The following is a 12,753-nucleotide window of genomic DNA, read 5'->3' as shown; positions in this document are numbered from 1 at the left end:
TCTCGCGCCCGCATCATCCGCCGCCGCCTCAAGCCCCTCCGGGCCCGGCGTGCACAGGTTCGAACGCCTGGCGCTCGATGTCCTCCAGCGCCGCCGCGTCACCGGCCGCGAGCACCAGCACCTGTCCCGGCAGTTCCAGCTCGCTCTCCAGACGGCGGCACAGGGCAAAGCGCGCCTGCGCATCCAGACCGCGCAATTGCACGAACAGCAGGTAGGTGCGCCGCTGGGGCATGGCGCGCAGTTGCTTGCACACCAGCCAGGCGCGCGCCACCGCGCGGTGCAGGGCCAGCTCGGCCTGCAACTCGCCGAGCTCGAACGCGCTCAGATCGTGGCGCGTCACGCGCTGGAAGAAGGGCGTGTCGTACAGCTCCTCCAGGGCGGCATCCTCCACCTCCTCCGCCTGGCGCACGCGCTCGCGCCAGCGCTTGAGGGCCTCGGCGTCATAGTCCCCACCGGCCTCGGCACGCTGCTCCAGCGCCTGCACCGCGCCCCGGGCCGCACCCCAGCGATGGGTGGGACTGCCGTCCCACAACGCCTCACAGCAGCGCAGGCGCCCTGCCACGTCCTGTGGCGCCAGGCTGTCGGCCAGCCCGAGCAGCGCACCCACATGGGCAGGTTCGCGCGCCAGCACGCGCTCGTACAGCGGCTGCACGGCGGCCTGCGGGTCCAGCCGGCGCATCAACCGCGCCAACTCCACGGTCTCGGTGGCGCTGTTGCCGGCCTGGGTGGACTGCAGGGTGCGCACGCGCTCCTGCGCCCGCTGCAGGCGGGCGTGGTGCTGCTTCCACACCGTGGCGTTGGCCTTGCACCACTGGTCATCGAAGTGCGCCAGCCAGCCGCGCGCCTGCGCCCCCAGCAGCGACAGCGCCCCGCGCTGCGACCACGGCGGCAGCGTGGGGCGCCCACCCGTGAGCGCCTCCACCCGGTCGCGCAGCACGGGATGGGTGTCATCCACGCCGCTCAGGCGCCGTACCGCTTCGCGCAGCGCCATCTGGGCGAAGGCCGGCTCCGGCGGCAGTGCCAGCAGGCGCTGCAGGGCGCCGTAGGGCCCGGCGGGCAGCGGTTGGGACAGCGCGCCCTGCCAGTGCTGGCGCCAGAACTGCTCGCCCAGCCAGGCGCCCTTGATCTCGACCTCGGTGAGCGCGGCGGCCACCTCATCCTGGCCCAGCAGGCGCGCGGCGATGCGGTCGGCCTCGTATTCGTCCTGGCGGGCCAGAGCGAAGGTCTTGGCGGCAAAGCGCGGCCAGTACCAGTCCAGGAACGCCCGCGTGGCCACGGCCATGGGGCCGGCATCGTCCTGCATGCCCTCGTGCAGGCGGTGCCAGCTCAGGCGGGTGCGGTAGATCCAGGCCGCAAAGCGCCCGTGGTCGCCACGCAGGTGGCCGTATTCGTGGGCCAGCACCGCCAGCAGGCGCTTTTTGTCCAGCGCCATGAGCAGCGGCAGACCGAGCGTGAGCTGATTGCGCGCACCGCCCAGCATGCCCCAGCGTGCCTCCTGGCGGATGCTGGCGTTGAAGTCGTCGTCCAGATACACCTCGTGGATGGGCGGCCCCTTGATCTTGCGGCGGATGCGCTCCAGCGCATCGAACAGTGCCGGCGCCTCACGCGCGGTGATCTGTACGCCCTGGGGCGGGCTGCGCGGCACCCACAGCGCACGCAGGCTCAGCCATAACAGGCCGCACGCGGCCATCACAATCCATACCCAGGCGAAGCGGAACTTGCCGTGGAGGAGTTGGGGCACCACCCACACCAGCATGCCCACGGCCAGCGCCAGGCAGCCCAGCACCCAGGCGTAGCCCAGCGCCGCAAAGGCGGCCACGCCGCGGCGGTAGGCACGGCTGTCGTCGGCGCTGGCCATCTCGCTCATGCGCACCATGTGTATGAAGTCCGCCTTCTCCATCAACCGCCCTCCCGTTGTGATGCGTATTTTTTCTACCGCGAATGCTATCCATGAACGATGAACTGCCACCCCTGGTTTGCACACCCCCCGGCCGCTACCGCCACTACAAGGGCGGGCTGTACGAGGTGCTCGGCACGGTACGCCACAGCGAGACGCTGGAGCCCATGACCCTGTACCGCGCGCTGTACGGCGAGCAGGGCCTGTGGGTGCGCCCGGCCGCCATGTTCAACGGGACGGTGGTGGTCGATGGCCGCGAGCAGCCGCGCTTCGCCGCGTGCGCGGGCACACCCGAGGATTGAAGCCAAATACGGCCCTTGCGCTTGTCCATCAAGCGGTAGCAGCTCCTCTTTCAATAGCAAATACCGCCTACTGGCTGCGCGCGGCCCGGCACCCCTGCCCTCCCTTGTCCTACGCCGGTGCCCAAAGGCGGGCACTACGGTGTAGTCAGGACGACAAGCGGCGGCGTGCGCAGGCGAGTCTTGCGCGCCGCGGAAAGGAGCCTTTCATGGACTATCTGCTGCAGGGAATGTTTGGCGAGCGGTCGCTGACCAAGGTGGCCGCCGTGTTCAACGACCGGGCCGACGCGCAGGCGATGGTGGCGCGGCTGCAAAGCCTGCCCGGTATGGCGCCCGGCCAGGTGCGCATGCTGGGGCCGGAGGATGCGCGGGAAGACCATGCCGAGCACTTCGGCCGCACGCTGGAGCCGGAGCAGCGTGGCATCTTCCGCACGATGATCCGCGCTCACGTGGTGACCGGTTTCGCGGGCGGCGTGCTCGGCCTGCTGCTCTACGCGTGGCTGCTGCGCTCGGGCACCCCGCTGATCGTCAGCAGCCCACTGCTGGCCTTCATCGCCGTGGTGGGCTTTTGCACCACCTTCGGCCTGTTGGCCGGCGGTCTCGTCACCATGCGCCCCGACCACGTGGGGCTGATCGCCGAGGTGCGTGAAGCCCTGGAGCAGGGCCGCTGGGCGGTGGTGGTGCACCCGACCGACACCGCGCAGACACGGCAGGCGCGCGCGTTGCTGCAGGATGGCGGCGGCGCGCAGGTGGCGCGCACGCTGTGAGCGTGCCTCCCGGGCAGATTGCAAGCAAATCATGCTCCAGCGCACACCCCATCAGCGCTAACAGCTATCGATTCGCGAGCAAATGCGCCAGTACGGCGCGTGGGTAGATCAGGTGTTCCTGCGTGAGCACGCGGGCGGCCAGCGCGTCGGCCGTGTCACCCGGCAACACGGGCACCACCGCCTGGTCCAGGATGGGGCCCACGTCCAGTTCTGCCGTGACCTCGTGCACCGTGCAGCCGGCGAACCTGCATCCGGCGTCGATGGCGCGCTGGTGCGTGTGCAGGCCCGTGAAGGCCGGCAGCAGCGAGGGGTGGATGTTGACCAGCCGGCCCGCGAAGTGGTCCACGAACCCGGGGGTGAGAATGCGCATAAAGCCGGCAAGCACCACCAGGGACGGCTCGTAAGCGTCGATGGCCTGGGCCAGCGCGGTGTCGAACGCCTCGCGCGAGGGATAGGCCTTGTGGTCCAGCACCTGGGTGGCAATGCCCTGTTCGCGCGCCAGCGCCAGGCCCTTGGCATCGGCCTTGTTGCTCAGCACCGCGGCCACACGGATGCCGTGGCGGCCCGCCCAGTCCTGCTGCTGCGCGGTGCGCACGATGGCCGCCATGTTGGAGCCGCCGCCGGAGATCAAAATCACGATGTTCTTCATTTGCCGGAAATTATCCCCTGCCCATGCCCTTTGACGCCCGCACCCGCCCCCTGACCGCGCCGCAAGCGCGCGTGCTTGCCACGCTGCTGGAAAAGTCCCGCACCGTGCCCGACAGCTATCCCCTCACCCTCAACAGCCTGCTGGCCGGCTGCAACCAAAAGAGCAGCCGCGATCCGGTCATGCAACTCACCGAGAGCGAGGTGCAGCAGGCGCTGGATGATCTGCGCCAGCAGACGCTGGTGCTGGAGATCGGCGGCGCGCGCGTGGCGCGCTGGGAGCACAACTTCACCCGCGGCTTGGGCGTGCCCGACCAGTCCGCCGCGCTGCTGGGCCTGCTGATGCTGCGCGGCCCGCAAACCGCGGGCGAGCTGCGCATCAATGCCGAACGCTGGCACCGGTTTGCCGATATCTCCTCAGTCGAGGCTTTCCTGGACGAGCTGCAGTCGCGCTCCGATGACAAGGGCGGGCCGCTGGTCACGCTGCTGCCGCGCGCGCCGGGCGCGCGCGAGCCGCGCTGGGCCCACCTGCTGTGCGGCCCTGTGGATGCCAGCCTCGCCCAGATGGCCAGCGCATCGCCCGCGTCACGCAGCGAGGAAGACGGCGCACTGGCCCAGCGCGTACAGGCCCTGGAGGATGAGGTGGCCGCGCTGCGCGCCACCGTGCAGCGCCTGTGCGAGCAACTGGGCGTGGCCGAGCACTGACCTCGTCAAGACCCCGCCCCTGTCACGGTTCGGACAGGGCTGAAAAGCACGCCCGTGCTACAACGGCGGCTTCACAGGAGACAGCACATGGACCTTGCATTCACCCCCGAAGAGCAGGCATTCCGCGAGGAAATTCGCGCCTGGGTGCGCACCCACCTGCCCCAGGACATCGCACACAAGGTGCACAACGCCCTGCGCCTGACCAAGGACGACATGCAGCGCTGGGCCAAGATCCTCGGCGCCAAGGGCTGGCTGGGCTACGGCTGGCCCCGGGAGTTCGGCGGACCCGGCTGGAATGCCGTGCAAAAGCACTTGTTCGAAGAGGAATGCGCCCTCGCCGGCGCGCCGCGCATCGTGCCCTTCGGACCGGTGATGGTGGCGCCCGTGATCATGGCCTTTGGCAGCAAGGAGCAGCAGCAGCGCTTCCTGCCCGGCATCGCCAGCGGCGAGGTGTGGTGGAGCCAGGGCTACAGCGAGCCGGGCTCGGGCTCGGACCTGGCCAGCCTCAAGACCCGCGCCGAGCGCGTGGGCGACAAGTACATCGTCAACGGCCAGAAGACCTGGACCACGCTCGGCCAGTACGGCGACTGGATGTTCAACCTGGTGCGCACCAGCACGGAGGGCAAGCCGCAGACGGGCATCAGCTTCCTGCTGCTGGACATGAAGTCGCCCGGCGTCACCGTACGGCCCATCAAGCTGCTGGACGGCGAGTGCGAGGTCAACGAGGTGTTCTTCGACAACGTCGAGGTGCCTGCCGACCAGCTCATCGGCGAGGAGAACAAGGGCTGGACCTACGCCAAGCACCTGCTCAGCCATGAGCGCACCAACATCGCCGACGTGAACCGCGCCAAGCGCGAGCTGGAGCGCTTGAAGCGCATCGCCAAGGCCGAAGGCGTGTGGGACGACATGCGCTTTCGCGACCACATCGCGCTGCTGGAGGTGGACATCGTCGCGCTGGAGATGCTGGTGCTGCGCGTGCTGTCGATGGAAAAGAGCGGCAAGAACCCGCTGGACATCGCCGGCCTGCTGAAGATCCGCGGCAGCGAGATCCAGCAGCGCTATGCAGAGCTGATGATGCTGGCCGCCGGCCCGTTCGCCCTGCCCTTCATCGAGGAAGCCATGGAAGCCGGCTGGCAGGGCGACTTCCCTGGCGGCGTGGCCGCCAACGCCCCGCTCGCCTCCACCTACTTCAACCTGCGCAAGACCACCATCTACGGCGGCAGCAATGAAGTGCAACGCAATATCGTCGCTCAGACCGTGCTGGGTTAAGGAGACAACCATGGATTTCAATTTCTCCGACGACCAGCAGCAACTGCGCGACGCCGTACGCCGCTGGGTGGACAAGGGTTACGGTTTCGAGCGCCGCCGCGCCATCGTGGCCGCAGGTGGATTTGACCGCGCCGCTTACAACGAGTTGGCCGAACTGGGCCTCACGGCCCTCACCGTGCCCGAGGCCCACGGCGGCCTGGGCCAGGGCGCCGCGGATGCCATGGTGGCCATGGAAGAGCTGGGCCGCGGCATCGTGATGGAGCCGCTGGCGCATGCGTTCATTGCGGCCCGCGTGCTTAGCGAATGCGCCGACGACAACATGCAGTCCGCCTGGCTACCGCGCATCGCCAGCGGCGAAGCCCTGGTGGTGCTGGCCCACCAGGAGCGCAAGGCCCGCTACCGCCTCGATGTTTGTGAGGCAAAAGCGGCCGCAGCGCCCGGTGGATATGCGCTCACAGCTATCAAAAGCGTAGTTCCGGCGGGCGACCAGGCGGACGCCTTCCTCGTGCCCGCACAGCTCGATGGCCGCATCGCGCTGTTCCTGGTGGAACGCAGCGCCGCCGGCGTGGCCACGCGCGGCTACCTCACGCAGGACGGCAGCCGCGCCGCCGAACTGTCGCTGACCCAGGCGCCCGCCACACTCGCCACCGCCGACGGCCTGGCCGCGCTGGAGCTGGCCGTGGACACCGGCATTGCCGCCGCCTGCGCCTACGCCGTGGGCGCCATGGAGCAGACCCTGGCCATCACCGCCGACTACATGAACCAGCGCAAGCAGTTCGGCGTGCCCATCGCCAGCTTCCAGGCGCTGCGCCACCGCATCGCCGACATGAAGATGCAGCTGGAACTGGCGCGCTCCATGAGCTACTACGCCAGCCTGAAGCTGGGCGAGGAAGCCGGCGAGCGCCGCCGCGCCCTGGCCCGCGCCAAGGTGCAACTGGGCCAGTCCATGCGCTTCGTCGGCCAGCAGGCTGTGCAGTTGCACGGCGGCATCGGCGTGACGGACGAGTACATCATCAGCCACTACTTCAAGACACTCACGCAGCTGGAGATGTCGTGGGGCGACACGCTGCACCACCTGGGCGAGGTGGGCGCGCGCATGCAGGACACGGCGGGGGTGTTTGCCTAAGGGCCCCAAGCAGCGCTTCCAGGAAGCATCTCCGCTGGCTTAGCGCTTGCGGGGATGCTGCTGTGTGCGGATGCTCTGCTTGCGCGCAGAGCGCTCTACGAACGCGTGCCTTGCACGGCACGAAGATCGCTGCCTTTCTGGACACCGCCGCCGAATCCAGTGCCTGGCGCGCAGTTTTTGGCTTGAACCAGGAAGCCCCACAGCGTATAGCCCACCTGCACTGCGCAGACGTGCAGGCGGCCGCATTGGCGTCGGCGAAACGCGCTTTACGCTCCGCCGCCGACGGCTTCCACGCTTCCCGGATAATGACGGGTTTTCCGTTTAGCGCCCTAACGCGCAGCACCTTTTTGCCATGAGCGCCACTGCCCCCCACGCTGACCCCATCCGCCAGTACCTCGAGACCGCCCGCACCCAGATCGCCAAAGGTGAACTCCGCCAGGCTGCCGAGACCCTGAACAAGGCCCAGAAGAAGTCGCCCAACGACGCGCGCGTCTTCATGCTGGCCGGCCTGATGGCGGAGAAGGCAGGCAACGTCAAGGGCGCCTTCGAAGCCCTGCGCAAGAGCGTCGCCCTGGCACCTACATGGGGCCCGGGTCTGCTGGAGCTGGCGCTGCTGCTGGCGCGACAGAACCAGTTCCAGGAAGCCGTGGAGACGGCCGAGAAGGTTGCCAAGCTGGAGCCCAAGAATCTGTTGGTGCTGGCCGGGGTGGTGGACATTGCGCACCGTGCGGGCCACGCTGAAATGGCCGTGCGCCATCTGCGCCGCGGTCTGGAGCTGGTGCCGGGCGACGTGCAGTTGCGCCGCCTCCTGGCCGCCGACCTGGAAGGCCTGGGGCAACACGCCGAAGCACTGGATGTATGGAACGGCTTGATCGCGCAGGATCCCAAGGACCAACAGGCGCTGCTGGGCCGCGTGAAGACCCTGCTGGCGGCAGGCAAGCCCGCCCAGGCCGCGGCCGATACCACCACGTTGCTTGAGTTGGCGCCCGGCGATTCCGTGTATGCCTATTACAGCGCGCTGGCCCATGGCGTTACCCCGCCGCACCAGCCTGTCGAGTTGAACCGCCATCTGTTTGATGGCCTGGCCGAGGTCTACGACCAGCACACGGTACGCGGTCTGCGGTACCAACTGCCGAAAATCGTGGCCGACAAGATCCTGGCCCGCTACCCCGATAAGCACCTGAATGTGCTGGACCTGGGCTGCGGCACGGGGCTGCTGGGTGTGTGCCTGGGCCGCATCGACGGATTCCTGATCGGCGTGGATGTTTCCACCAAGATGATCGAGCAGGCCCATCGCCACCGCGTGTACGACCGGTTTCACACCGTCAACCTGCTGGATGCGCTGCGCGAGACGCCGGGCGACATCTATGAGGTAATCACCGCCCTGGACGTCTTCATTTACACCGGCGAGCTGGGGGAAACCATTCCCAACGCGCACCGCATTCTGCTGCCGGCCGGGGACTTTTACTTCTCCTGCGAGGCCGCCCCGGAAGAAGGTACCGACCTCGTGCTGCAGTCCAATGGCCGCTATGCCCACAAGCGCAGCCATGTGCAGGCGCTGTGCCGCCAAGCGGGCTTTGAATCGGTGGAGATCGAAGATCTGACGCTGCGCTACGAAGGCGGCGAGCCTGTGCAAGGCTTCCTGGTCAAGGCCCGCAAGGCGGCTGCTTAAGAAAGCCCAGCCGGCCTCATCAAAAAACGCGGCCAAGGCCCTAGCCGTTCCGTTAAGGTGTTGCTAAGCCCTTGATTCAAGCCCCTCTGCTTCGGCACGAGGGGCTTCGTTTCTTTGGTCGCTATAAGGGACATGCTGAATTTCAAGCCCCTTTCCCTAGGCGTCGCGCTCGTGTGTGCCGCCAGCTTCCTCACTGCCTGCAACGACGAGCCCGCTCCGGACTTCAGGGGCAGCACTCCCGTGGCATACGGCAATCGGACTGTCTCTCTGAGCGTTGAGGCTTGGCGAGACAATGGCAGCCAGCCTTGTCGTGTCCTTATCAGAGGCGCTGAAGTAACAAATTGGGTCAAACCAACCGGTATTCTGCCGCGGATGACCCTAGCCCCGGCAGTAGTGCTGGCCTGCACAGGGCGGAGCCCGTACCTTTCCTCGGTGAGCGGCGAGGGTGAAGGGGGTGTAGCCGAATGGGAAGAGTCCTCGGGGCCTGAATCGGGAGCCCCCCTCTCTGTCTACCAAGTGCGAGTGAGCTCCCTGACTGCGGACCAAGCTCACCTCGAACTACGGGTCCTACGCGGCAAGTGACTCGCTTGCGTGAGCCACGGGGCCGGAGGGCTTGAGCGACCGAGCGGCAGGCGCGCGGCGTCTTTCGGGCGGTTCGGGAGTGAAATAGATGATGTCTTCGGGCGCTATGGGTCCGCGCGCCAGCCCCAGCCGCATTGCCGGCGTTTTCCCGTCCCGGCCAACCTCGCAGTAGTTGAAGTACGTCCGGAAGATGCCGAGCACCTTCACCAGGACTTCGGGGTTGTAGGCGCTCTTCCCGAACCAGAGACGTCGGTCGGTGTTGGCGCTGGCCACCGCGCGTTCTGCCAGCGTGAGGCCTCGCCGGACCTGCATAAAGAAGCGGTCGACAGCGGTAAGGGTGGCTTTCAGGTGCAGTAGCGCCTGGTGGCTAAGCTGGAGCCGACGCTTGTCCGGTTCGGTTTCGACCGGGTCGATATCGGTCAGCCAGCAAACGGATTTCTCAGGCTCACGCATCTCCGATATGGGATGGCGGAACCAGCGGTCCCCCCACTTGCCGATGGCAACCATGCGCGCCAGTTCTTCCTCGGCAGCCAGAAGTTCTGCAGCCTCAGGGGTTACCCCGTATTTCTCCGCTAAGCGCGCCAGACGCCGCTTGGTTGCACCAACCAGCGCGCGCTTCATGTCCACTGACATATCTTTGAGCACCTTGACATAGAAAGCGTCAGCCGTCCGGTCCAGAACCCTTTTCGGCACGGCCGTCAGAATGGCCGCACGTATGCCCGACTCCTGGTCTGTGAAGAAGCGAATCTTCTTGGCACGGCAGAGCAGTCGAGTGACAAGCTGGATGTGGGCGTACATCACCACTTGCTCATGCAGCAGCATGCCCTTTACGGGGGCACGGGATGAGTTCGCGGGGCCTTCACCATCTTCTATATCGGGGCGACCTAAGGCTGCGTCGTACGTCTCTTCGATGACCGATTCCATAGGCTTTCGGGAGGTACCTCCGCGAGGCGCCGCCCTCTCAGCCGCAGCATTCCAATCAGCCGGTAGCCAGACTCTCGCGTAGCGGCGAAACGCTCTGGCAAGTGCATGGTCGCCAAAGCGAACCATGTCCTTCTCTACGTCAGCAGAGTCCAGCGCAGGGTCAAAGTTGACGTTGACCCCGAACACATAGCCCGTAGCCTGGTCGGCCGTTGCAATGGACAGCAAAAGTGTGTTCTTTCGCACCTTCTTAGAGTGCCAGTTCACCACCAGCTTTTGCCGGTCAACCGACAGATATCTTGAGCCTAGGTCGTCGCGTCCCATGAGGGTTCGCTCACGCTCGCCGGCGAACATCTGGGCCTGCTCATAGAGGAAGTCGATGCGGTCGTATAGCTGGCTGGGGGAGATATCGAGGACCTTGATGATGCGCCGCAGCGGCATGGCGTTCATCAGATGCACCAAGATATCGCGATTGGAGTGACTGCGACGTTGGCGCTTGGTTGACCGGCCGCCGAAGGAGAACGCCTTCTTGCAGCCGACACACTTGAACCGGGGAGTTCCGTGGGCGTTGGTGCCGAAGCGAGTCACATTCTCAAGGGATGGCGCCCCCTCCGATAGAGAGCAGGCCTCGTTCGGACACTGCGGGAGTACTGGTTCAAGGTACTCCGACATGCGCATAAGCTCCTCGGCAATCGCCAAGTTGCTCTGCATAGGGGTGATTTCCTCGCACAGGCGGCACTTCAGTGCCGGCTGGTCCTTACCGGTAGCGACCACGGTGTAGTCGCCTGGGCCAACGGAAGAAGCTGGAGTACCGGCCCCGCCTCGGGCAACCGCAAGCTTGGGCGGTACGCCGAAGTTACCGCACTTGGGGTTCTTGCAGTGATTGACTTGAATACCCGCCGCGGCCGGCGGAAATCTAGGCGGCCACTTAGTCGGCTTTACTGAAGTTGGATGAGATTTTTCCTTGGACAAAGAAACGCCCTAGTCGTTGACTAGGGCGGAATTTTGAGCCATTACAGCTTTCTTAGCAACACTTTAACAGAACGGCTAGGGCCAAGGCCGCGTTTTTTCTTACCCGCCAACGTCAGCTCAACAGCCGCGACGACTTGGGCACGTGGGCCATGAGGAACTCCATCTGGTCGGCCAGGATGCGCCGGTTGCGCAGGATGAAGTCTTCCCACAGGTTGGGTACGTAAGGCGTGTACAGCAGCGGCATGTGCGCCTGCTCGGGCGTACGCGGGCCCTTGCGGTGGTTGCAGGGGCGGCACGAGGTGACCACGTTCATCCAGTGGTCCACGCCGTTCCTGGCAAACGGCACGATGTGCTCGCGGGTCAGGTCCTGTTCCTGGAAATGCCCTCCGCAGTAGGCGCACACGTTGCGGTCGCGTGCGAACAGCTTGGCGTTGGTGAGGCTGGGGTAGAGGTCGAAGGGGTTGATGTTCGGCACGCCACGCGTACCGATGATGCTGCTCACCGCGATCTGTGACTGCTCGCCGGTGATGGCGTTATGGCCACCGCGAAACAGCGCGACCTGCGCGCCGATCTCCCAGCGCACCTCGCCCGCGGCGTAGTGCGTGACCGCCTGCTCCAGCGTTATCCAGGATTGCGGCAGCCCCTGGGCCGACAGCTTCAAGACCTTCACAACACGCCTCCTGCCATGGGACACAAGAATCGGAACGTTGATGTCTCGCCGGTCGCACTGTGCAGCGCAGCCGGTAGCGCACAATATACTCTTTTTCATGACAAATTGGCGTCAAGCGCTTGATGGACTTGCGCCAGCCGCTATCAAAAGAAAAGCACTGCGATGAAGATCTTCCGCGGCTTCCATCACCCGGACGTGGCACCCGCCTGCGCCCTCACCATCGGCAATTTCGACGGCGTGCACCGCGGCCACCAGGCCATGCTGGCCCTGCTGAACAGCGAGGCGCAGCACCGCGGCGTGCAAAGCTGCGTGCTGACCTTCGAGCCGCATCCGCGCGACTACTTCGCCGGGGTGCACAAGCGCCCGGATCTCGCGCCCGCGCGCATCGGCACGCTGCGCGACAAGCTGTCCGAGCTGGCGCGCTGCGGCGTGCAGCAGACCATCGTGCTGCCGTTCAACGAAAAGCTGGCACGCCAGGCACCCCAGGCCTTCATCGACGATGTGGTGGTGGGCGGCCTGGGTGCGCGCTACCTGCTGGTGGGCGACGATTTCCGCTTCGGCGCCCAGCGCGCGGGGGACTACGCCATGCTGGACACCGCCGGCCGCAAGCGCGGCTTCGAGGTGGCGCGCATGAACAGCTACGAGGTGCACGGGCTGCGTGTTTCCAGCTCTGCCGTGCGCGACGCCCTGGGCGCCGGCGACATGGAGGAAGCCACTCGCCTGCTGGGGCGCCCGTACGCGATCTCTGGCCACGTGGTGCATGGACGCAAGCTGGGCCGGTCGCTGGGCCGCTCCGCCGCCAGCGGGCCTCACCAGGACGGCTTTCGCACGCTGAACCTGCGCTTTGCGCACTGGAAACCGGCCGCCAGCGGCATCTTCGCGGTACTGGTGCACGGGCTGGACGCCGAGCCCCTGCCCGGTGTGGCCAACCTGGGCGTGCGCCCGTCGCTGGACCCGAGCGACGTGAACGGCGGGCGCGTGCTGCTGGAGACGCATTGCCTGCAGTGGCCCGCTCACCTGGGGGCCGAGGGGGCCTACGGTAAAATCGTGCGCGTGGAACTCCTGCACAAACTGCACGACGAGCTGAAGTACGACAGCCTGGGCGCCCTCACAACCGGCATCGCCAAGGACTGCGATGACGCCCGCGCGTACTTCGCATCCTCCCACGCAGAGACCCGTCGCCAGACCACCCGCGACCGAATTTGACGGGGCCGCCTTCGCCCCGCCA

The 12,753-nt window shown here is 66.5% G+C and carries 11 protein-coding genes; 7 read left to right on the top strand and 4 right to left on the bottom strand.

Annotated features, from left to right (window positions below; genetic code table 11):
* Nucleotides 1-28: 28 nt before the first annotated feature.
* Entirely contained in the window at nucleotides 29-1,900 is a 1,872-nt protein-coding gene (locus tag MRB47_RS05565) for a M48 family metallopeptidase (protein ID WP_252102134.1), read from the bottom strand.
* Nucleotides 1,901-1,950: 50 nt separating this feature from the next.
* Between MRB47_RS05565 and MRB47_RS05560 the strand changes: the two genes are divergently transcribed.
* Nucleotides 1,951-2,199, top strand: coding sequence for a DUF1653 domain-containing protein (locus MRB47_RS05560; RefSeq protein WP_041836404.1), 249 nt, complete (start codon nucleotides 1,951-1,953; stop codon nucleotides 2,197-2,199).
* A gap of 206 nt (nucleotides 2,200-2,405) precedes the next feature.
* Nucleotides 2,406-2,963: a hypothetical protein gene (locus MRB47_RS05555; RefSeq protein ID WP_252102133.1), complete on the top strand. Its 558-nt coding sequence runs from the start codon at nucleotides 2,406-2,408 to the stop codon at nucleotides 2,961-2,963.
* Nucleotides 2,964-3,027: 64 nt separating this feature from the next.
* Here the strand turns inward: MRB47_RS05555 and purN are convergent, their stop codons facing one another.
* Complete coding sequence (gene purN, locus MRB47_RS05550; protein WP_015914055.1) at nucleotides 3,028-3,612, bottom strand: phosphoribosylglycinamide formyltransferase; 585 nt, start codon at nucleotides 3,610-3,612, stop codon at nucleotides 3,028-3,030.
* A gap of 23 nt (nucleotides 3,613-3,635) precedes the next feature.
* Between purN and MRB47_RS05545 the strand changes: the two genes are divergently transcribed.
* The 4 genes from MRB47_RS05545 to MRB47_RS05530 all read left to right on the top strand — a co-directional run bounded on the left by MRB47_RS05545 (nucleotide 3,636) and on the right by MRB47_RS05530 (nucleotide 8,380).
* Nucleotides 3,636-4,313 (top strand): YceH family protein, encoded by a 678-nt coding sequence (locus tag MRB47_RS05545; RefSeq protein WP_252102132.1) that lies wholly within the window; start codon nucleotides 3,636-3,638, stop codon nucleotides 4,311-4,313.
* A gap of 87 nt (nucleotides 4,314-4,400) precedes the next feature.
* Nucleotides 4,401-5,582: an acyl-CoA dehydrogenase family protein gene (locus MRB47_RS05540; RefSeq protein ID WP_252102131.1), complete on the top strand. Its 1,182-nt coding sequence runs from the start codon at nucleotides 4,401-4,403 to the stop codon at nucleotides 5,580-5,582.
* A 10-nt stretch (nucleotides 5,583-5,592) separates the two neighbouring features.
* Entirely contained in the window at nucleotides 5,593-6,708 is a 1,116-nt protein-coding gene (locus tag MRB47_RS05535) for an acyl-CoA dehydrogenase family protein (RefSeq protein ID WP_252102130.1), read from the top strand.
* 352 nt (nucleotides 6,709-7,060) lie between these two features.
* Nucleotides 7,061-8,380 (top strand): tetratricopeptide repeat protein, encoded by a 1,320-nt coding sequence (locus tag MRB47_RS05530; RefSeq protein WP_011806506.1) that lies wholly within the window; start codon nucleotides 7,061-7,063, stop codon nucleotides 8,378-8,380.
* Nucleotides 8,381-8,947: 567 nt separating this feature from the next.
* Here the strand turns inward: MRB47_RS05530 and MRB47_RS05525 are convergent.
* Nucleotides 8,948-10,855, bottom strand: coding sequence for a hypothetical protein (locus tag MRB47_RS05525; protein WP_252100595.1), 1,908 nt, complete (start codon nucleotides 10,853-10,855; stop codon nucleotides 8,948-8,950).
* A gap of 112 nt (nucleotides 10,856-10,967) precedes the next feature.
* Entirely contained in the window at nucleotides 10,968-11,525 is a 558-nt protein-coding gene (locus tag MRB47_RS05520) for an HNH endonuclease (protein WP_252102129.1), read from the bottom strand.
* Nucleotides 11,526-11,687: 162 nt separating this feature from the next.
* On the opposite strand from MRB47_RS05520, the gene MRB47_RS05515 reads away from it, so the two are divergent.
* Nucleotides 11,688-12,731, top strand: coding sequence for a bifunctional riboflavin kinase/FAD synthetase (locus MRB47_RS05515; protein WP_252102128.1), 1,044 nt, complete (start codon nucleotides 11,688-11,690; stop codon nucleotides 12,729-12,731).
* The last annotated feature ends 22 nt before the right edge of the window (nucleotides 12,732-12,753 follow it).

This window comes from Diaphorobacter sp. LI3 (genome assembly GCF_022807955.1).
GTDB classification, from domain to species: domain Bacteria; phylum Pseudomonadota; class Gammaproteobacteria; order Burkholderiales; family Burkholderiaceae_C; genus Diaphorobacter; species Diaphorobacter nitroreducens.
This window is presented reverse-complemented; position numbering and strand designations above follow the sequence as displayed.

Excerpts from the sequence above, each read along its gene's own strand:
- purN (WP_015914055.1), bottom strand. The coding sequence starts at position 3,612 with ATGAAGAACATCGTGATTTTGATCTCCGGCGGCGGCTCCAACATGGCG.
- MRB47_RS05515 (WP_252102128.1), top strand. The coding sequence starts at position 11,688 with ATGAAGATCTTCCGCGGCTTCCATCACCCGGACGTGGCACCCGCCTGC.
- MRB47_RS05555 (WP_252102133.1), top strand. The coding sequence starts at position 2,406 with ATGGACTATCTGCTGCAGGGAATGTTTGGCGAGCGGTCGCTGACCAAG.
- MRB47_RS05565 (WP_252102134.1), bottom strand. The coding sequence starts at position 1,900 with ATGGAGAAGGCGGACTTCATACACATGGTGCGCATGAGCGAGATGGCC.
- MRB47_RS05530 (WP_011806506.1), top strand. The coding sequence starts at position 7,061 with ATGAGCGCCACTGCCCCCCACGCTGACCCCATCCGCCAGTACCTCGAG.
- MRB47_RS05545 (WP_252102132.1), top strand. The coding sequence starts at position 3,636 with ATGCCCTTTGACGCCCGCACCCGCCCCCTGACCGCGCCGCAAGCGCGC.
- MRB47_RS05535 (WP_252102130.1), top strand. The coding sequence starts at position 5,593 with ATGGATTTCAATTTCTCCGACGACCAGCAGCAACTGCGCGACGCCGTA.
- MRB47_RS05560 (WP_041836404.1), top strand. The coding sequence starts at position 1,951 with ATGAACGATGAACTGCCACCCCTGGTTTGCACACCCCCCGGCCGCTAC.
- MRB47_RS05540 (WP_252102131.1), top strand. The coding sequence starts at position 4,401 with ATGGACCTTGCATTCACCCCCGAAGAGCAGGCATTCCGCGAGGAAATT.